Source organism: Xanthomonas sp. LF02-5, from assembly GCF_034105325.1.
In the GTDB taxonomy this organism is placed as follows: domain Bacteria; phylum Pseudomonadota; class Gammaproteobacteria; order Xanthomonadales; family Xanthomonadaceae; genus Xanthomonas_A; species Xanthomonas_A sontii.
The window spans coordinates 361,457-379,026 of the sequence record NZ_JAXGGF010000005.1 but is presented as its reverse complement, the minus strand read 5'-3'; the positions used below and the strand labels follow the sequence as shown (position 1 = coordinate 379,026).

The following is a 17,570-nucleotide window of genomic DNA, read 5'->3' as shown; positions in this document are numbered from 1 at the left end:
GAACTACAGCATCTCCGGCTTGAACAGGCGCCGCCGCGAGATCTCCGCGCCTGACTGCATGAAGCGGCCGTCGCCCCGGTAGTGCAGGGTGCGCGGCCGCTTGGGCGAGGCGGCGACGTGCGCCTTGACCACCTCCCATACGAACAGGCCATGTTTGCCGATCTGGCTGCCGTCGTGCAGGCGGCATTCGAAGCTGGCGTAGCACTCGGCGATCAGCGGCGCCGCCACGTGCGTGGCGGGCACCGCGGTGAGGCCGAAGTGCGCGAACTTGTCCAGGTCCGCACCACTGGTATTGCCGATGCCGACCACGGTGTCGACCAGGTCGGCGGTGGGAAGGTTGATCACGCATTGCTTGCTGCGCCGGATCAGGTCGAAGCTGTGGTTGGCGCTGGAAATGCAGCAGGCGAGCAGCGAGGGCGAGAACTCCAGCACCATGTGCCAGCCCAGGGTCATCACGTCGCGCTGCTGCTTCCAGGCCGAACTGACCAGCACCACCGGGCCCGGCTCGAGGAAGCGGCGCACGTCCTGCGTGGGGAAGTCGAGCTTGCGGTAGCGGCGCATGCGCAGTCTGCCGTGGCGGGGCCTTCAGTCTCGCCGGCCCGGGTGAACGCGACGTCTGCGTCAGTCCAGCCGATGCACCGCGTCGGCGATGCGCGCTACTTCCTCGGCCTGGTGGCTGACGTAGAGCATCGGCAGGCGCACGTCGTCGCGCACGCGCTGCAGGTAGGGGATCAGTTCGCTGCGGCGGTCGGCGTCCAGCGCCGACAGCGGTTCGTCGAACAGCAGCAGCGACGGCTGCGACAGCAGTGCGCGGCCGATCGCCACGCGTTGCGCTTCGCCGCCGGAGAGCGTGTCGGGGCGCCGCTCCAGCAGCGCGCCGATGCCGAGCAACTCGACCACCGCGTCCAGTGCAAAGCGTGCCGGCTGGCCGCGGCCGTGGCGGCCGTAGCCGAGGTTGCGGCGCACGTCCATGTGCGGGAACAGGCGCGCGTCCTGGAACACGTAGCCGATGCCACGGCGATGCGCCGGCAGGTCGATGCCGGCAGCGCTGTCGTACAGCACCCGGCCATCGATGGCGATGCGCCCGCCGCGCGGCGGCAGCACCCCGGCGATGGCGTTGAGCAGGCTGGTCTTGCCGGCGCCGGACGGACCGACCAGGGCGACCACGCGCGCCCGTTCCTCGATGCGCACGTGGCGGGCGAAACGCCCACGCTGCAGGTGCAGGTCGATGCTCAGCATCGGTGTCGGCTCCGGGCGGTTGCGCGGCTCATGCGTCCACCTCGGTGCCGCGCTGGCGTCGCACCAGCCACTCGGAAGCCAGCAGCGCGCCCAGCGAGATCGCCAGCGCCACCGCCGCCAGCCGCCAGATGCCGGCTTCGGCGCCGGGCACCTGCAGCAGGCTGTAGATCGCCGAGGCCAGGGTCTGGGTCTGTCCGGGGATGTTGGAGACGAAGGTGATGGTGGCGCCGAACTCGCCCAGCGCCTTGGCGAAGCCGAGCACGCCGCCGGCGACCACGCCCGGCCATGCCAGCGGCAGGGTGATGGTGAAGAACACCCGCCATGGGCCTGCGCCGAGCGTGGCGGCGGCCGCTTCGAGGCGGCGGTCGGTGGATTCCAGGGCCAGGCGGATCGCCCGCACCATCAGCGGGAAGCCCATCACCGCGCTGGCCAGCGCCGCGCCGGTCCAGCGGAACGCGAACTGCACGCCTAGGTGCTCGAACAGCCAGCCGCCGATCGGCCCCTGCAGGCCAAACAGCTGCAGCAGCGCGTAGCCGGTGACGATCGGCGGCATCACCAGCGGCAGGTGCAGCAACGCGTCCAGCAACGATTTGCCGAAGAAGCGGCGCCGCGCCAGCAGCCAGCCGCAGGCCACCGCGAGCGGCAGGCTGGCCAGCGCCGCGACCAGCGCGACCTTGACGCTCAGCACGATCGCGGTCAGTTCCTGCGCAGTGAAGTCGAACAACGCCAGGCCTCAACGGGCGAGCGAGAAACCGTGGCGACGGAAGATCGCCTGCGCCGGCGGCGTGCCCAGCCAACGCACGAAATCGGCAGCGCTCTTCGCCTGCGCGCTAGCCCGCAGCGGCGCCACCGGATACACGATCGGCGCGTGGCTGTCGGCCGGAAAGGTCGCCACCACCCGCACCTTGGGCTCGGCCTGGGCGTCGGACCCGTAGACGATGCCCAGCGGCGCTTCGCCGCGCGCCACCAGCATCAGCGCGCTGCGCACGCTCTCGCTCTCGGCCAGGCGCGGCTGCACGCTGTCCCACTGACCCAGCGCCTGCAGTGCGGCGCGCGCGTACTTGCCGGCCGGCACACTGGCGGTCTGGCCGACCGCCAGGCGCCCCTGCGCGCCGAGCGCGGCGAGCAGCGCGCCGGGTTTGCGCAGGTCGACCTGGGCCTTGCTGGCGGCCGGCGCCACCAGCACCAGGGTGTTGCCGAGCAGGTCGCGGCGTAGTGCCGGATCGATCAACTTGCGCTGCTGCAGGTAGTCCATCCACTCCTGGTCGGCGGACACGAACACGTCCGCCGGCGCGCCCTGTTCCACCTGCCGGGCCAGCGTGGAGCTGGCGGCGTAGGACACCTGCACGGGGGTGCCGCTGGCGCGCTGGTAGGTGCTGGCGGCCTCGTCCAGCGATTCCTTGAGGCTGGCGGCGGCGAACACGGTCAGCGGCGTCTGCGCCGAGACCGGCGCGATCGCGGTGGCGACGATCAAGGTGCACAGGCACAGCAGGCGGCGCAGCGGTCGGGTCATGGGTCACTCCAGCGGGGGCAGGTAGGCGATGCGGCAGGGCGCGGCGGCGCACGCGTACGGTCGCGCAGCGCTGTCGCAACTCCGCATCCTAGCGCGCCGGCGGCGCGCTGCCTGCTCACGCCGCCGGCGGCGCCAGGTCGTCGGTGCGGCCGGCCTGGATGTTGGCGCGCACCGACGGCTGCATCAGCCGCGGCTCGGCCAGCGTCGCATCGCGCGCCTGGCGCAAGGCCACGAAGGCCGCTTCGTCGATGCCATCGCGCACATGGATGTTGCTGCGGCGCTGTTCGCCGATGCTGGTCTGGCAGGCCACCGCGCGGCCGCCTGCGCCGTAGTCGTGGCACACGAACACGCGCGTCGCCTCCGGCAGCGCGTACAGCCGCTGGATCGAACGGTACAGCGTGGCCGCGTCGCCGCCGGGGAAATCGCAGCGTGCGGTGCCGCTGTCGGGCATGAACAGCGAATCGCCCGGGAACAGCGCATCGCCGATCAGGTAGGCGACGCTGTCGCCGGTGTGGCCGGGCACGGCGATCACCTGCGCCTGCACATCACCGACCGCGAAGCGCTCGCCATCGGCGAACAGGTGATCGAAGCCGCAACGCGCCTGCGCGTCCGCGTCCAGGCCGAACTGTGGCGCGAAACGGGCGCGCACCTCGCGGATGCCGTCGCCGATCGCCAGCGTCGCCTGCGGCCATCGCTGCTTGAACCACTGCGCGGCGGAGACATGATCGGCGTGGGCGTGGGTCTCGAGAATCCAGCGCAGGTGCAGTCCGCGCGCGTCCAGGCACGCGGCCAACGCCTGCGCCGGTGCGTGGTCCAGTGCGCCGGTCTGCGGGTCGTAGCCCACCACCGGGTCGATCACCGCGGCGTCGTTGCCATCCTCGACCACGTAGCTCCAGGTGCCGGAACCGGCATGGTGGAAGGCGTGGACGTGCGGATGCTGGCTCATCGATCGCTCCGGGTGGCGGCAGGTGGCGCGGCGCTGCAGTAGATGCCGTGCAGCACCTCGAGGATGCGCTGCACCGGGCCGGGCACCAGCGAATAATAGATGGTCTGACCCTCGCGGCGGGTCTGCACCAGTCCATCCTCGCGCAGCAGCGCCAGGTGTTGCGACAGCGCCGACTGGCTGAGCTCCACACGTGCGTTGAGCTCGCCGACCGATTGCTCGTGGTCCACCAGCAGGCACAGCAGCAGCAGCCGCTTCTCGTTGCCGAGCGCTTTCAGCAAACGCGCCGCCTCGCTGGCGTGCGCGCGCATCGCGGCAGGGTCCAGGGCGGTTGCGGCGCGGCGCGGCATGGGCTCAGAAATCGACCGGGCCACCGGCCGCGGTCCAGCCCAGGAAGCCGCCGGTCAGCGAGCGCACCGCGGTGTAGCCTAGGTGCTGCAGGCTCAGTGCCGCCAGGGTGGAGCGGCCGCCGCTGGCGCAGTACAGCAGGATCGGCTGGTCGCGTCGGGCCAGCGCCGGATCGGCGTCGAGGCGGAATTCGAGGATGCCGCGCGGGATGTTGATGGCGTTGGGCAAATGGCCCATGGCGAACTCGCCGGGTTCGCGCACGTCGATGATCCACTCGCCGGGCAGCGGCGTGGCGGCGGCATCGGGGTGGACAGGGGTTTCGTGGATCTGCGCGCGCGCGCGGTCGACCAGGACTTGGGCGGAGGAGGCGGGCATTGGGGGTGCTCGGCGGGAAAGTGCGCCCATCATATCAGTTGACTCTAATATAAGAAAATTCTAATTTATCTCGCGGCCAGCCTCGGGCGGCCGCGCCCGATCTGCCGCGGTGGGGTGCCCACCGACGGCGCGGATGCGCCCTTTCCTCTGGAGTTCGATCATGCGTGTGCTTCGTTGGCCGATCCGCTGTGCCTGGCGTGCCGGACGGCTGCGCGGGACGCTTGCTGCACCTGCCGCTACGGCGGCCCGCGGCAACGGTCGTGCGCCCCTGGCGGGCGCGTTCGCGGCGCTGGCGATGCTGGCGCTCGCCGGCTGTCGGCATGACGCCGCCACGGTCGCGCCGCCGCCGTTGCCGGCGCTGGCGACCGTGCCGGTGGAGCCCGCGGCGATGGCATCGCGCTCCTGGGACGGCGTCGTGACCGCGGTGGAGTACGCCGATCTCAGCGCGCAGACCGGCGGGCGCGTGCGCAGCGTCGCGGTGGACGTGGGCGATCGGGTCGCCGCCGGCCAGGTGCTGCTGCAACTCAGCGCGGTGGAACAGCGCGCCGGCGTGACCAGCGCGCAGGCGCAAGTGCATGCCGCCACGGCCAGCGCCGACGAGGCCGAGGCCAGCTATCGCCGCTATGCGTCCCTGGCCGGGGCGCAATACGTGTCGCGCGCGCAATTGGACCAGGCCCGCGCCACCCGCGATGCGGCCAATGCCGCACGCGCTGCCGCCGCCGCGCAACTGGCGCAGGCGCAGCAGCCGGCCGACTACACCGTGGTGCGTGCGCCGTTCGCGGGCGTCATCAGTGCGCGCCAGGTGCAGCCGGGCGAGGCGGTGGCGGCCGGGCAGGCCTTGCTGTCGCTGTACGTGCCCGGCGCGCAGCGCATCGAGGTGCAGGTGCCGCAGTCGGATGCGGAAGCGGTCCGCAACGCGCCGCGCGCGCAGGTGCGATTGGACGATGGACGCCTCCTGCAGATTCCGCAGGTGACGGTGTTCCCCACCGCCGATCCGCGCAGCCACAGCGTGACGGTGCGGGTACCGTTGCCGGCGCTGCAACCGGCCCCGGCACCCGGTACCACGGCCAAGGTCGAGGTGCCGCTGGCTGCAGGCGATGCCGCGGAGGCGGCGCCGTTGCGCATTCCGCTGTCGGCGCTGCTGCAGCGGGGCGAACTCAGTGCGGCCTATGTGCTGGCCGACGGTCGGCTCAGCCTGCGGCAGCTGCGGATCGGTCAGCGCGATGCGCAGCGGGTGGAAGTGCTTGCCGGGCTGCGCGCGGGCGAGCGCGTGGCGCGCGATCCGGTCGCTGCCGGGCAGGCGCTGGCCGCGCAGCGGCGCGCGCTGGCGGAGCGTTGAGGTGGCCGCCGGTTTCGGGATGTCCGGTCGCCTGGCGGCGTTCTTCCAGGCCAATCCGCTGACGCCGGTGCTGGCCCTGCTCGGCCTGCTGCTCGGCCTGGCGGCGGTGGCGATCACCCCGCGCGAGGAAGAACCGCAGATCGACGTGACCATGGCCAACGTGTTCGTGTCGCTGCCGGGCGCCGATGCGCGCGAGGTCGAACAGCTGCTGAGCACGCCGCTGGAACAGAAGCTCGACGAGATCGAGGGCATCAAGCACGTGTACTCGGTGAGCCGCCCCGGGCAGGCGGTGTTGACCGTCGAATTCCAGGTCGGGGTGCCGCGGCAGACCGCGCTGGTGCGCCTGTACAACCAGGTGTATTCCAATCTGGACGTGCTGCCGACGCAGATGGGCGCCAGCGCGCCGCTGGTCAAGCCCAAGGGCATCGACGACGTGCCGGTGATGAGCGTGACCCTGTGGAGCGACGATCCGCAGCGCAGCGCCGCCGACCTAGGCGCGATCGCGCGCACCCTGGAGACCGACCTAAAGCGCCTGCCGGGAACGCGCGACATCTACAGCATCGGCGCGCCGCCGCGGGTGGTCACGGTGACGCTGGATCCGGCGCGGCTGGCCGCCTACGACCTCACCGTGGCCGACCTCGGCCAGGCGCTGCAGGGGGCGAACGTGGTGCGCCCGCTCGGCGACCGCATCGGCGGCGGCCGTGCGGTGCCGCTCAGTGCCGGGCGGTTCCTGGCCGATGCCGACGCCGTGCGCGAGCTCGTGATCGGCGTGCACGACGGCCGGCCGTTGCAGTTGCGCGATGTGGCACGGATCCAGGCCGGTGCCGACCTGCCCACGGCCTACGTGTGGTACGGCACGCCGCCCACGCGCGGCGGCCCGGCGCAGGGGCGCGCGCCGGCGGTGACCCTGGCCATCGCCAAGAAGCCGGGCAGCGACGCCTCGGCGCTCACCCGCGCGGTGAGCGCGCGCCTGCGGGCCTTGCGCGGCGAACTGCTGCCGCAGGGCGTGCATGCCGAGGTCACCCGCGACTACGGCGCCAGCGCGGCGGCCAAGGCCGCCAAGCTGATCCACAAGCTGGTGTTCGCCACCGCCTCGGTGGTGCTGCTGGTGCTGTTCGCGCTGGGCTGGCGCGAGGCCATCGTAGTCGGCAGCGCAGTGGTGCTGACCCTGGCGCTGACGCTGTTCGCCTCGTGGGCGATGGGCTTCACCCTCAATCGCGTGTCGCTGTTCGCGCTGATCTTCTCCATCGGCATCCTGGTCGACGATGCCATCGTGGTGGTGGAGAACATCCACCGCCATCTGCGCGCCGGCGGCAAGACCTTGCGCGAGGCGATTCCGCCGGCGGTGGACGAAGTCGGCGGCCCGACCATCCTCGCCACCTTCACCGTGATCGCGGCGCTGATGCCGATGGCATTCGTCAGCGGCCTGATGGGGCCGTACATGCGGCCGATCCCGATCAACGCCTCGGTCGGCATGCTGCTGTCGCTGGCGATCGCGCTGGTGGTGACGCCGTGGCTGGCGCTGAAGCTGCTGAAGCGGCACGTGCCGGCACGTGCCGGGCAGACGGTGACGGGGGGCGATGCGCCGCCGCGCCTGCAGCGCCTGTTCGCGCGCTTGCTGCACCCGTTCCTGGATCCGGGCCGCGGCGCGCGCCGGCGCGGCTGGCTGTTCGCCGGCATCGCGGCGCTGCTGCTGGCCGCGGTCGGCCTGGTCGGGCTGCAGTGGGTGGTGCTGAAGATGCTGCCGTTCGACGACAAATCGGAACTGCAGATCGTGGTCGACCTGCCCGAAGGCAGCACCCTGCAGGACACCGATGCGTTGCTGGTGGAGTTGGCCGGGGTGCTCGACCGCACGCCCGAGGTGCACGACTACCAGGGCTATGCCGGTACCTCGGCGCCGGTCAACTTCAATGGCCTGGTGCGGCAGTACTTCCTGCGCAGCGGCAACAACGTCGGCGACCTGCAGGTGAATCTGATCGACAAGCGCCAGCGCACGCGCCACAGCCATGCCATCGCCCGCGCGCTGCGGCCGCCGCTGGCGGCGATCGCACGCCGGCATGGCGCGTCGCTGAAGGTGGTGGAGCTGCCGCCGGGGCCGCCGGTGCTGTCACCGTTGGTGGCCGAGGTGTACGGGCCGGACTATCCGCGCAGCCGCCAGCTCGCCCTGGCGCTGGAGCGGCGCTTCCTGCGCACGCCGAACGTGGTCGATGTCGACACCAGCGTGGAGAGTGCCGCTACCCGCGAAACGCTGGTGGTCGACCGCGTGCGCGCCGCGCGCCTGGGCGTGAGCCAGGCGGCCATCGCCGATGCCCTGGCCACGGCGGTGCAGGGTCTGGACGTCACCTGGCTGCACGATGGCACGTCCAAGGTGGCACAGCCGGTGCGGTTGCGCCTGCCGGGCGCCGCGCAGGCCGCCAGCGCACGCCTGCTGGCGCTGCGCGTGCGCGGCGGCGATGGGCAACTGGTGCCGCTGTCGGAACTGGTCACGGTGCAGCGCCTGCCCTGGGACGACAGCATCGCGCATAAGGACCTGCGGCCGGTGGTGTACGTCACCGGCGACGAAGCCGGACGCCTGGACAGCCCGCTGTACGGCATGTTCGACCTGGTCGGGCAACTGCGCAGCCACCGGCTCGATGGGCAGACGCTGCAGCAGCATTTCATCGCGCCGCCGGTCGACACCGCCGACTTCGCGGTGAAATGGGACGGCGAATGGCAGATCACCTACGAGACCTTCCGCGACATGGGCATCGCCTACGCGGTGGGCCTGTTGCTGATCTATCTGCTGGTGGTGGCGCAGTTCCGCAGCTATCTGCTGCCGCTGGTGATCATGGCGCCGATTCCGCTGACGGTGATCGGGGTGATGCCGGGCCATGCCCTGCTCGGCGCGCAGTTCACCGCGACCAGCATGATCGGCATGATCGCCCTGGCCGGCATCATCGTGCGCAATTCGATCCTGCTGGTGGACTTCATCCGTCATGCCCTGGCGCAGGGGCGCAGCGCCGAGCAGGCGGTGATCGAGGCCTGTGCGGTGCGCGCACCGCCGATCGTGCTGACCGGCCTGGCGGCGATGCTCGGTGCGCTGTTCATCCTCGACGATCCGATCTTCAACGGGCTGGCGGTGGCGTTGCTGTTCGGCATCCTGGTCAGCACGGCGCTGACCCTGCTGGTCATCCCGTTGCTGTACTACCCGCTGGCACGGCGCGAAGCGGCGGCGTGAGCACGACACTGCGTCCACACGCCGTTACCGGTGCCGGCGTAGAGTCGGAAATCCTTTTCTGCGAAGTGGAGTTTCCACGATGCCCATCGGCGATCCGATCCGCGTCACCCTGGAGCAGGACACGGACTTCGCGTTCCGCATTCGCTTCGACGAAACCGCGCTGGAGCCCTGGCTGAGCGACGAAACCGCGCCACTGGGCCAGGAGCGCGGCCCCAATCCCACGCGCATCCTGCTGGCCGGCATCGCCAATTGCCTGGCGGCCAGCCTGCTGTTCGCGATGCGCAAATACAAGAACGATCCGGCCGGCGTGGTCGCGCACATCACCGCCACGCCGATGCGCAATCCGGAAGGGTTCTGGCGCATTCCGCAGGCCTCGGTGGAACTGCAGCTGCCCGGCGCCAACCAGGACTACGCGCAGCTGGAACGGATCCTGGCCCAGTTCGAGCGGTTCTGCGTGGTCACCCAGAGCGTGCGCCAGGGCATCGACGTGCAGGTCACGGTCAAGGATGCGCAAGGCACCGTGCTGCTGGGCGACAAGAGCATCGAGGCCGGCGCGTGACCGCGCCGCTGCATGTCGCCTGCCCACGCTGCGCCGCGCTCAACCGGGTGCCGGAGGCGAAACTGGCGGACGCGCCGCAATGCGGACGCTGCCATCGCGGCTTGTTCGACGCCACACCGGTCACGCTGACCGCCGAGACGTTTGCCGCGCACGCCGAACGCAGCGAGCTGCCGTTGCTGGTGGACGTCTGGGCGCCATGGTGCGGCCCATGCCGGACCATGGCCCCGCACTTCGCGGCCGCGGCCGCGCAGCTCGAGCCGCGGCTGCGCCTGGGCAAGCTGGACAGCGACGCGCAGCCGGCGTTGGCCGGGCGCTTCGGCATCCGCAGCATCCCGACGCTGCTACTGCTGCGGCAAGGTCGTGAGCTCGGCCGACACAGCGGCGCCATCGGCACCGCCGAGATCGTGCGCTGGGCGCGCGCGCAGTTGAATTCTGCGTAACGCTCTCGTCGGAGCGGCTTCAGCCGCGATGGGCTTGCCTGGGAAAGTCCATCGCGGCCGAAGCCGCTCCTGCACGGTGCGCCGGGCTTACTTGCCCAGCGCCGCGTTCAAGGTTGCCGCCAGGTCGGCACCGGCCTGGCGCAACTGCGCTTCGGCGACCGGGCGCCAGGTCGTCACGTAATCGGCCGGCAGCGTGGCACCGGGCGGATAGAAGCCCGGACGCAGCATGATCCTGCAGGAGGCCTCGGCCCACGCCGCGGCCGGTGGCGGCAGCGCGCTGCCCGCCGGCGAGGGCGCCGGCAACGGCTGCTTTTCCAGCTCGGCCAGGTAGGCCTGCTCGTCCAGCCCGCGGCTGCGCAGCAGGCCGCTGTCCCACAGCGAATGCAGATTGCTGCCCTTGCCCTCGAACTGGATCTGCACGGTGTTGGCACCCTTGTCGCGGGCGTAGCCGGCATGCAGCGGCTGCTGCACGTCGCCGGCGAAATGCACCACGAACTTCAGCGCCTGCGCGCGCGCGGCCTGCGGCTGGCTGCGGTCGGCGAGGATCGCGGCCTGGCGGCGCAGTGCCTCGACCGCGCAGTTGCCGTCCGGACAGTCGCGGGTCTGCTCGTAGTGGCAGTCGTTCTCGGCCAGGTTGACGTAGTGCCAGCGCGCGCTGCGCTTGCCCAGGTCGGGATCGTGTTCGCGGAGCTGGTCGGCCCAGTTGGCGACGCCGGCCAGGGTCGGGTCGGGTTCGCCCTGCAGCAGAGTGCGGACCTGCGCGCGGGCTTGCGGGGTGAGCTGGGTGTCGGCGAGATCGGCGACCAGGCGGTGACCCAGCGGGCCCCAGGCGAAGGCGGCGGACGGTGCGGCGGCGAGGGCCGCGGCGAGCGCGGTGCAAACGAAGGGAGAGATTTTCATGCGCCGATTCTAGCCGGCGCCGACGACGCGGCCATGACGCGCGTCAGGTCTGTTGCGTTGCCGCTCAGCACGGCGGACGCCGGTGCCAGACGGCGTCGCCGACCGCGCCGAGCCGCGTCCGAGGACACGACCCGGCTGCAGGCTCAGAAATACATCAGGTACGCGACGCCGTAGGTGACCGGATCGAGCTTGGCCTTGCCGAGCGTGCTGCCGTCCACTTTCACGTCGCTGCGCATGCCGGTCCAGCGCGCATCCACGCGGATCGCGCTGCGTTCGCCGACCGCGAAATCCACGCCGGCATGCAGCGCCGGACCAATGGTGTCCTTGAACTTCACGTCGTTGGACGAAAACGCGCCCTTGCCGTCGCTGCCGAGGAAGGCGGTGTAGTTGAGGCCGGCGCCGACGAACGGGGAGATGTCGCCGTTGCCGTTGAAGTGGTACTGCAGCGAGATGGTGGGCGAGAGCATCCAGGCGCTCCCGATGTCGCCGCCGCGGTCCACGCCGATCTTCTGCTGGCCGACCAGGCCCTGGATCTCCACGCCGAGGTTGCCGCGGAAGAAGTATTCGTAACTGAACGACACGGCCGGCGCGACGTCGGCGTCGAAGCGCTGGTCGCTGCCGCGCAGCGTGCCGTTGGACGACCCCGGCACCATGCCGTGCAGACCATAGCTGGTGGTGAAGTGGCCGGCCGACTGCGCCGCGGCGGGCAGGGCGATGCTGGCGAGGGCGGCGACGGCAAAGCGACGGAACAGGCGTGGCGGCATGGGAGACCCCGGTGGACGACGAGTGGGCGGATGCGAACCCCGTGTCGGCCCGGCGGGCACCGATCCACATCCGTGTGGCGCGTAGTCTGCCAGAGAAGCGCCGCGGACGCGCTGCGCACCGGCGAGGCCGCATATGCGGCCTCGCGGCGTCGATCCGGTACGGCCATGCTCCGGAATGGCGCCGCTGCGGCGAGCGGCGCCGATCCTGTTGCCGCCGGCGCCGCAGGTCGCAGCGGCGCCGGCGCCCGTCTCAGAACTTCATCACGTAGGCCAGGCCATACACCAGCGGATCGATGTGCGCGGTGCCCAGGTCGCTGCCGTTGACCTTGACCTTGCTGTCGATGTCGATCCAGCGCATGTCCACGCGCAGCGCCGACTTGTCGGTGAGCGCGATGTCCACGCCGGCATGTGCGGCCAGGCCCCAGGAGTCGTCCAGCTTGAGCTTGCTGCCGGCCAGCGCGCCGGTGGTCTTCTCGCTGAAGAAGGTGGTGTAGTTGAGGCCGGCGCCGACGAACGGCGAGACCTTGCCGGCGCTGTTGAAGTGGTACTGCAGCGACACCACCGGCGGCAGGTGCTTGGTGCTGCCGACCTTGCCCACGCCCTTGACGCTGATGTCGTGCTCGAACGGCAGCGCGGCCAGCACTTCCACGCCCAGGTTCTGGTGCACGAAGTACTCGAAGGTCACCGTCGGCCGGATGTTGCTGTCGATGCGCAGCGGCAGGGTGCCGCCGGCGAGCGTGCCGTTGTCGGACTTCGGGTTGACCTGGTGGGCGCCGATGCCGATGGTCCAGTCGCCTTGCGACTGCGCCAGCGCCGGCAGGGCGCACAGGGTCAGGGCGGCGGCCAGGCCGGCGAGCAGGAGGGGGGAGGTGGTGCGCATGGTGGAGTCTCGGTTGGGTGTGGGCGCAGTGTCCGGCGCGCCGCCCCATGCCGCCTTGATCCTGATCAAACCGGCGTGTCCGGCGTGGCGCGGCCGGCCTGCTAGAATGGGATTTCCCCTTCCATCCGCCGCGCCAGGCGCGGCCGCAGGAGCTACTGAAATGGCAATTAAGGTCGGCATCAACGGTTTCGGTCGCATCGGGCGCAACGTGCTGCGCTCGGCGGTGCAGAATTTCGGCAGCGACATCGAGATCGTCGCCATCAACGACCTGCTCGAGCCGGATTATCTGGCTTACATGCTGCAGTACGACTCCGTGCACGGCCGCTTCGAGGGCGAGGTGTCGGTCGACGGCGGGCACCTGCTGGTCAACGGCAAGAAGATCCGCCTGACCCAGGAACGCGATCCGGCCGCGCTGAAGTGGGGCGAGGTCGGCGTGGACGTGGTGATCGAGTCCACCGGCCTGTTCCTGACCAATGAAACCGCGCAGAAGCATCTGGACGCCGGCGCCAAGAAGGTGATCCTGTCGGCGCCGTCGAAGGACGACACGCCGATGTTCGTGTACGGCGTCAACGACAGCACCTACGCCGGCCAAGCCATCGTCTCCAACGCCAGCTGCACCACCAACTGCCTGGCGCCGCTGGCCAAGGTGATCAACGACAAGTGGGGCATCAAGCGCGGCCTGATGACCACCGTGCACGCGGCCACCGCCACCCAGAAGACCGTGGACGGGCCGAGCAACAAGGATTGGCGCGGCGGCCGCGGCATCCTGGAGAACATCATTCCGTCCAGCACCGGTGCGGCCAAGGCGGTCGGCGTGGTGATCCCGGAGTTGAACAAGAAGCTCACCGGCATGAGCTTCCGCGTGCCGACCTCGGACGTGTCTGTGGTCGACCTGACCGTGGAACTGGAGAAGCCGGCCACCTACGCCGAGATCTGTGCCGAGGTGAAGGCGCAGAGCGAAGGCGCGCTGAAGGGCATCCTCGGCTACACCGAAGACAAGGTGGTGGCTACCGATTTCCGCGGCGACGCGCGTACCTCGATCTTCGATGCCGATGCCGGCATCGCCCTGGACGGCACCTTCGTCAAGCTGGTGTCCTGGTACGACAACGAGTGGGGCTACTCCAACAAGTGCCTGGAAATGGTCAAGGTGGTGGCGAAGTAAGCCGCCTGGCGTCGTCCACAAAGAAAGCGCCTTGCGGCGCTTTTTTTGTGGGCGATGACGTGCCCGGATGGAATGGCGCAGGTCCTATGCCTGCCTGTTTCAGGGGACATGACAAGCTCCAGGTGTCGCACGCCGGCTTGCCGGACGGATCGTGCAAGTGCTTCCTGTCCCGGGTCGATGTTCGTGCGGTCGCGGCGGCACTGTTCAGGCTGGGGATCCGGATGGACTCAAGACCTGCCTGGCTTGAAGCCAATTCGATGCACTGCTATTGCCGGCATTGCTTCGCGAAAAGCTTCGGATAGTTCATTCTGGGATCGATGCTTTTCAGGGGAATGGGCGTGGTGTTTTCGATTTCCTTTCCATCGAGGCCGATAAGCCTTGCGTGACATTCCTTGTCGATCACCACAAGGCAGGTCTTGCCGAAGATGGATTTGTCTTTGACGAGCGTTGCGGATAGGTTGAAAAAAAGCCACGGACATTCGAATTCCGTCACGATCCTGCTGCCGTCCTCGTTGAGGATCGTCAGGCACGGCGGCTGATGATCGCGTACGGGCAGCGCAAGGCACAGAATTTTCTTGTCGATGTACTTCGGGTGTCTGGTCGAGGACTTGCCGAAATACGAGGGTTTCTGTCCTGCAATGTAATAAAAGTCCCCGTAGTTATTGCCTTTCCTGTCGATCAGTACATCGCATGCCTCATAGCGGTTGAAATACCAGTGCGAAGATATAAAAATGGGTTTATCCAGAATTCTGTGAGTGATTCCCATGCCTCGTTGTGAGAGGTCGAAACAGGTGTCTCCGCCGCCATGTCCCCAGGCCGTTTCAAAATCTACCAGCGGTTCTCCCTCGGCGGTATATAGCTGGAATACTTTGCGTGTGTAGTGATCGATGGGGTTTTCGTCGTCGCGAATCCAGATCGAAAAAAAGTGCTCCGCGCCGCGCACGCGATGAACAGAAAATGGTTCTTCCCGGTAAGGGCCTTCCCATAGTTCCCGGCGTTCGTTTCTAAGCGTGTCGTAGAGCTGGATGCTGACCTGGGACAAGGGATTGTCCTTGTCCTTGGCCACTTGCAGCAACAGTCGTTGCGGCGTTATGGGGACTGCATACAGGATGAGCTCGTCTTCAAGTAAGCGGACAAGGTTGCCGTTCCGAAAGGAGAAAATCGAGTTGGTAATGAATTTCCCTGAAAAATGGATTTCTATCCAGTAATCGATCTGACGGTTGAAATCCTTTTCCCACTTGTCCCAGTTGTAGGGGAAGTGGCTTCCATTCAAGTCGGCGAACGTCTTTTCGGGCGATTGGTAGACGATGTCTCCATTTCTTTCGATCAGGTATGTCTTGTTTTCTTCGCCGGCTGCGTAATACAGGCCAAGCTTTTCCAGCCAGAAGAAATAGAGGTCCGGGTACTTGTCCTGTAGCGTAAGGCAATCCATATCTGCTCGTTTTTTGAGTTGCAAATGGAGGGATGTTGGACGGTCATTGGCTGCGCATCGGCCTTGCGTGGCCAGTTTTCCGCCGTTTTCGTTGCGTCTTTATTGCTTTCCTCGACTTTCGCATGCAAGCCGGGGTGGTCGCTTGCCGCATCCATGATGATTGCATTGGTCCCAACGCGAGATCCACTCTTCATGGCCGGAGTGGTTCTGCGAGAGCCGATGGAGTCCTTGCGCCGTGTTTCAGGCCCACCAGCGCATGTCGTCACTGTGCTCGTGGGGTCGACACTGACCAGGGCCGGTTCGCTGAGGTGCGTGCGGCGACCTTGTCCAGGTGCTGGAGTGGTCTCGGCCATGCGACTGGCGGGATGCGTCTGTTCCCGTGCAGCGCTCGGCCCGTTCTGGCGCTGTCGCGTACACAGGTCGAGGCCACAACGCAAAAGGAGCGCTCACGCGCTCCTTTTGCGTTGTAGCGAGCCGCTGGCCCTGCCGCGGCGCGTCGGGTGCCGCAGGCTGGCTCGGCCTCGCGATTACAGCGCGTCGCGCGATTGGTTGCTTTCGGTCTGCTGGTAATCGGTGACCACGCCCTTGGCGTCGAATTCCACTTCCAGGTTATACGACTTGACGTTGCGTGCACCGACGCCGTGGTCCTGTGCCTCGTTGATCGCCTGGCCGGTGTAGAAACCCGGCAGCATGCGCTTGAGCACCGTCGTCGCGGTACCACGCACTTTTTCGCCGTGCGACTCGCCCGGGCTGTAGGTCCAGGACTTTTCGTAACCGCCTTCCTTTCCGGACGTCCTGTAGACGTGCTTTGGCTCGCCATAGATGGCGCGTACCTCTTCCTTGGTGGTCTTGCCGATGACGATGTTCTTCTTGACCGCATCGGCGGTGTAGAGATCCGGATTGTCGACCTTTTCGGCCAGGGCGGGAGCGGCGAAAGACCCGGCCAGCAGGGCCGAGATCAGCAGGGTGCGAAAGGGTTTCATGGTCATGTCCGTTTACCTGGGAAGTGGCGTCTGCAATCCAGAGTGCACCGGTCGCGTCGAGGCGATGCGTCGGGGCGGCATCAACGCGGCGCGACGAGCTTAGGCATGGCGAAATGACGCCGTCAATACAGTACGCACGGGCGTTCAGGCAGAGACGACGCCCTGCCGATGAGGTCGTCGCAGTCGTCGGCACACGGTCTGCGGGTGCCGCACAGGCGGCTGTGCTGATACCGCGCGCGGCAGCCTGTGATCCGCTGCCGCTTTTGCGGTGGGCGCCACTGCGTGCGGCTACAGTGCCTGCAGGATCAGCGAGTGCCAGCCGGTGCGGTACGTTTCGTAGCCGGGAGAGGCGGCGTGCGCGATGCAGTGCGGCCGGCCGTCGAGATCGATCAGCACGGCGCCGCGCGGCTGCTTGAACAAGGCGTCGCGGCCGTCGAAGTCGATCCGGTCCTGCAGCATGCGCCCGGCCGAGTCGGCCAGCACCCGGCCCTGCGCATCGACGATGCAGACGCGGCTGCGGCCCCATTCGGATTCGGACAGCGGCGTGCGCTGCACGATCGTCTGCGCCAGCGCGTCCCAGCGGAACACGATGCCCAGCACACCCAGCACGCGGCCATCGACGCGACCGCCGTCGCGCACCGTGCATGCGTACACCAGCACGCGCTCGCCGTCGGCCAGCGCACTGGCATGCACGTCCTGAAAGCCGAATTCCTCGCCGCTGCGCGTGCGCATCGCGTGTTCGAACCATGGCTGCGCGGAGACGTCGCTGCCGACCGAGCCGAACTGCCGCGGCCGGCCGTTGGCGCGGATGCGGCCATCGCTTCCGGCCAGGATCAGGTCGAAGTAGACCGTGTACGAATCCAGGATCTGGCCCATGCGCCGCGAGGCGTAGGCCAGCGCCTCGGCATCGCTGTCGGCACGCGCCGCGGCGACCACCGCCGCGTCGGTGGCCCACCAGCGCACGTCGCAACTGCGCTCGTAGAGGTTGCGGTCGATCAGGTCGATGTTGCTCAGGGCCAGCTCGCTGAGCCGCGTGCGACGCACGTCGTCCTGCAGGCGGTCCAGTGTCTGCCGCATCTCCGCGCTGGTGCGCGCGGCGACCTTGTCCAGGTCCTGGGTGGCCTCGGCCACGCGTCGCGACAGCCCGTCCATTTCCTGCGCGATCACGCTGAAGCCGCGTCCGGCGGCGCCGATCCGCGCCGACTCGATGCGCGCGTTCATGGAGATCATGTGGGTGGTGCGGTTGATCGCGTCGATCCCCTGCAGCGAGCGGCGCAACTGGCCGAGCAACTGGTCGGACAAGCCGATGGCGGCGCGAATATGGTCATCGATCCCCGCGTCGGCGGGGTGGACGGGTAGGTTCATTCATGCTGCCGGTGGGGTGGGAGAAAACAGCAGACGGACGACGCGATAAGGGGTGTAGCGGCCGCCGGTGCACTGGGCTTGAGGGTGGTGTGAAGACCGTTTGTCGGAACG

At 68.5% G+C, this 17,570-nt stretch carries 18 protein-coding genes; 5 read left to right on the top strand and 13 right to left on the bottom strand.

What is annotated here, in order from left to right; translation table 11 throughout:
• Positions 1–3: 3 nt before the first annotated feature.
• The 7 genes from SLW52_RS15320 to SLW52_RS15290 form a co-directional block, all read right to left on the bottom strand.
• Positions 4–561, bottom strand: a complete 558-nt coding sequence (locus SLW52_RS15320) for a flavin reductase family protein (protein ID WP_320740541.1) — start codon at positions 559–561, stop codon at positions 4–6.
• A 60-nt stretch (positions 562–621) separates the two neighbouring features.
• Positions 622–1,239 carry an ATP-binding cassette domain-containing protein gene (locus tag SLW52_RS15315; RefSeq protein ID WP_320740542.1) on the bottom strand — a complete coding sequence of 206 codons (618 nt, stop codon included), beginning with the start codon at positions 1,237–1,239 and terminating at the stop codon, positions 622–624.
• A 28-nt stretch (positions 1,240–1,267) separates the two neighbouring features.
• Positions 1,268–1,963 carry a molybdate ABC transporter permease subunit gene (gene modB / locus SLW52_RS15310; protein ID WP_320740543.1) on the bottom strand — a complete coding sequence of 232 codons (696 nt, stop codon included), beginning with the start codon at positions 1,961–1,963 and terminating at the stop codon, positions 1,268–1,270.
• Between the two features lie 9 nt (positions 1,964–1,972).
• Positions 1,973–2,752, bottom strand: coding sequence for a molybdate ABC transporter substrate-binding protein (gene modA, locus SLW52_RS15305; RefSeq protein WP_320740544.1), 780 nt, complete (start codon positions 2,750–2,752; stop codon positions 1,973–1,975).
• A gap of 115 nt (positions 2,753–2,867) precedes the next feature.
• A complete protein-coding gene (locus SLW52_RS15300) occupies positions 2,868–3,698 on the bottom strand; it encodes an MBL fold metallo-hydrolase (protein WP_320740545.1) in 831 nt (276 codons plus the stop codon).
• A complete protein-coding gene (locus SLW52_RS15295; protein WP_017917369.1) occupies positions 3,695–4,045 on the bottom strand; it encodes a metalloregulator ArsR/SmtB family transcription factor in 351 nt (116 codons plus the stop codon). The genes SLW52_RS15300 and SLW52_RS15295 overlap by 4 nt, the downstream gene beginning before the upstream one ends.
• Before the next feature lie 4 nt (positions 4,046–4,049).
• Positions 4,050–4,418: a rhodanese-like domain-containing protein gene (locus SLW52_RS15290; RefSeq protein WP_320740546.1), complete on the bottom strand. Its 369-nt coding sequence runs from the start codon at positions 4,416–4,418 to the stop codon at positions 4,050–4,052.
• Positions 4,419–4,578: 160 nt separating this feature from the next.
• Here SLW52_RS15290 and SLW52_RS15285 point away from each other — a divergent pair, with 160 nt between their 5' ends.
• From SLW52_RS15285 to trxC, 4 genes are all read left to right on the top strand, one after another.
• Positions 4,579–5,757: an efflux RND transporter periplasmic adaptor subunit gene (locus SLW52_RS15285; protein WP_320740547.1), complete on the top strand. Its 1,179-nt coding sequence runs from the start codon at positions 4,579–4,581 to the stop codon at positions 5,755–5,757.
• A 19-nt stretch (positions 5,758–5,776) separates the two neighbouring features.
• Positions 5,777–8,974 carry an efflux RND transporter permease subunit gene (locus SLW52_RS15280; RefSeq protein ID WP_320740548.1) on the top strand — a complete coding sequence of 1,066 codons (3,198 nt, stop codon included), beginning with the start codon at positions 5,777–5,779 and terminating at the stop codon, positions 8,972–8,974.
• Between the two features lie 79 nt (positions 8,975–9,053).
• A complete protein-coding gene (locus tag SLW52_RS15275; RefSeq protein WP_267123789.1) occupies positions 9,054–9,533 on the top strand; it encodes an OsmC family protein in 480 nt (159 codons plus the stop codon).
• Entirely contained in the window at positions 9,530–9,973 is a 444-nt protein-coding gene (gene trxC / locus SLW52_RS15270) for a thioredoxin TrxC (protein WP_320740549.1), read from the top strand. Before SLW52_RS15275 ends, trxC begins: the two co-directional genes overlap by 4 nt.
• Positions 9,974–10,060: 87 nt before the next feature.
• On the opposite strand, the gene SLW52_RS15265 is transcribed toward trxC, so the two are convergent.
• The 3 genes from SLW52_RS15265 to SLW52_RS15255 all read right to left on the bottom strand — a co-directional run bounded on the left by SLW52_RS15265 (position 10,061) and on the right by SLW52_RS15255 (position 12,517).
• A complete protein-coding gene (locus SLW52_RS15265) occupies positions 10,061–10,873 on the bottom strand; it encodes a S1/P1 nuclease (protein ID WP_267099938.1) in 813 nt (270 codons plus the stop codon).
• 143 nt (positions 10,874–11,016) lie between these two features.
• The gene (locus tag SLW52_RS15260) at positions 11,017–11,637 is read right to left on the bottom strand and encodes an OmpW family outer membrane protein (RefSeq protein ID WP_295914679.1); all 621 of its coding nucleotides are present in this window, start codon (positions 11,635–11,637) and stop codon (positions 11,017–11,019) included.
• 250 nt (positions 11,638–11,887) lie between these two features.
• On the bottom strand, positions 11,888–12,517 hold the full coding sequence (locus tag SLW52_RS15255; protein WP_267083760.1) for an OmpW family outer membrane protein: 630 nt from the start codon (positions 12,515–12,517) through the stop codon (positions 11,888–11,890).
• A gap of 160 nt (positions 12,518–12,677) precedes the next feature.
• Between SLW52_RS15255 and gap the strand changes: the two genes are divergently transcribed.
• Positions 12,678–13,679, top strand: coding sequence for a type I glyceraldehyde-3-phosphate dehydrogenase (gene gap, locus SLW52_RS15250; RefSeq protein ID WP_320740550.1), 1,002 nt, complete (start codon positions 12,678–12,680; stop codon positions 13,677–13,679).
• A 265-nt stretch (positions 13,680–13,944) separates the two neighbouring features.
• Here gap and SLW52_RS15245 read toward each other — a convergent pair whose 3' ends face one another.
• The 3 genes from SLW52_RS15245 to SLW52_RS15235 form a co-directional block, all read right to left on the bottom strand.
• Entirely contained in the window at positions 13,945–15,111 is a 1,167-nt protein-coding gene (locus tag SLW52_RS15245) for a hypothetical protein (protein ID WP_320740551.1), read from the bottom strand.
• Between the two features lie 527 nt (positions 15,112–15,638).
• Entirely contained in the window at positions 15,639–16,094 is a 456-nt protein-coding gene (locus SLW52_RS15240; protein ID WP_320740552.1) for a hypothetical protein, read from the bottom strand.
• Positions 16,095–16,382: 288 nt separating this feature from the next.
• A complete protein-coding gene (locus SLW52_RS15235; RefSeq protein ID WP_267123784.1) occupies positions 16,383–17,459 on the bottom strand; it encodes a cache domain-containing protein in 1,077 nt (358 codons plus the stop codon).
• Between the last annotated feature and the right edge of the window lie 111 nt (positions 17,460–17,570).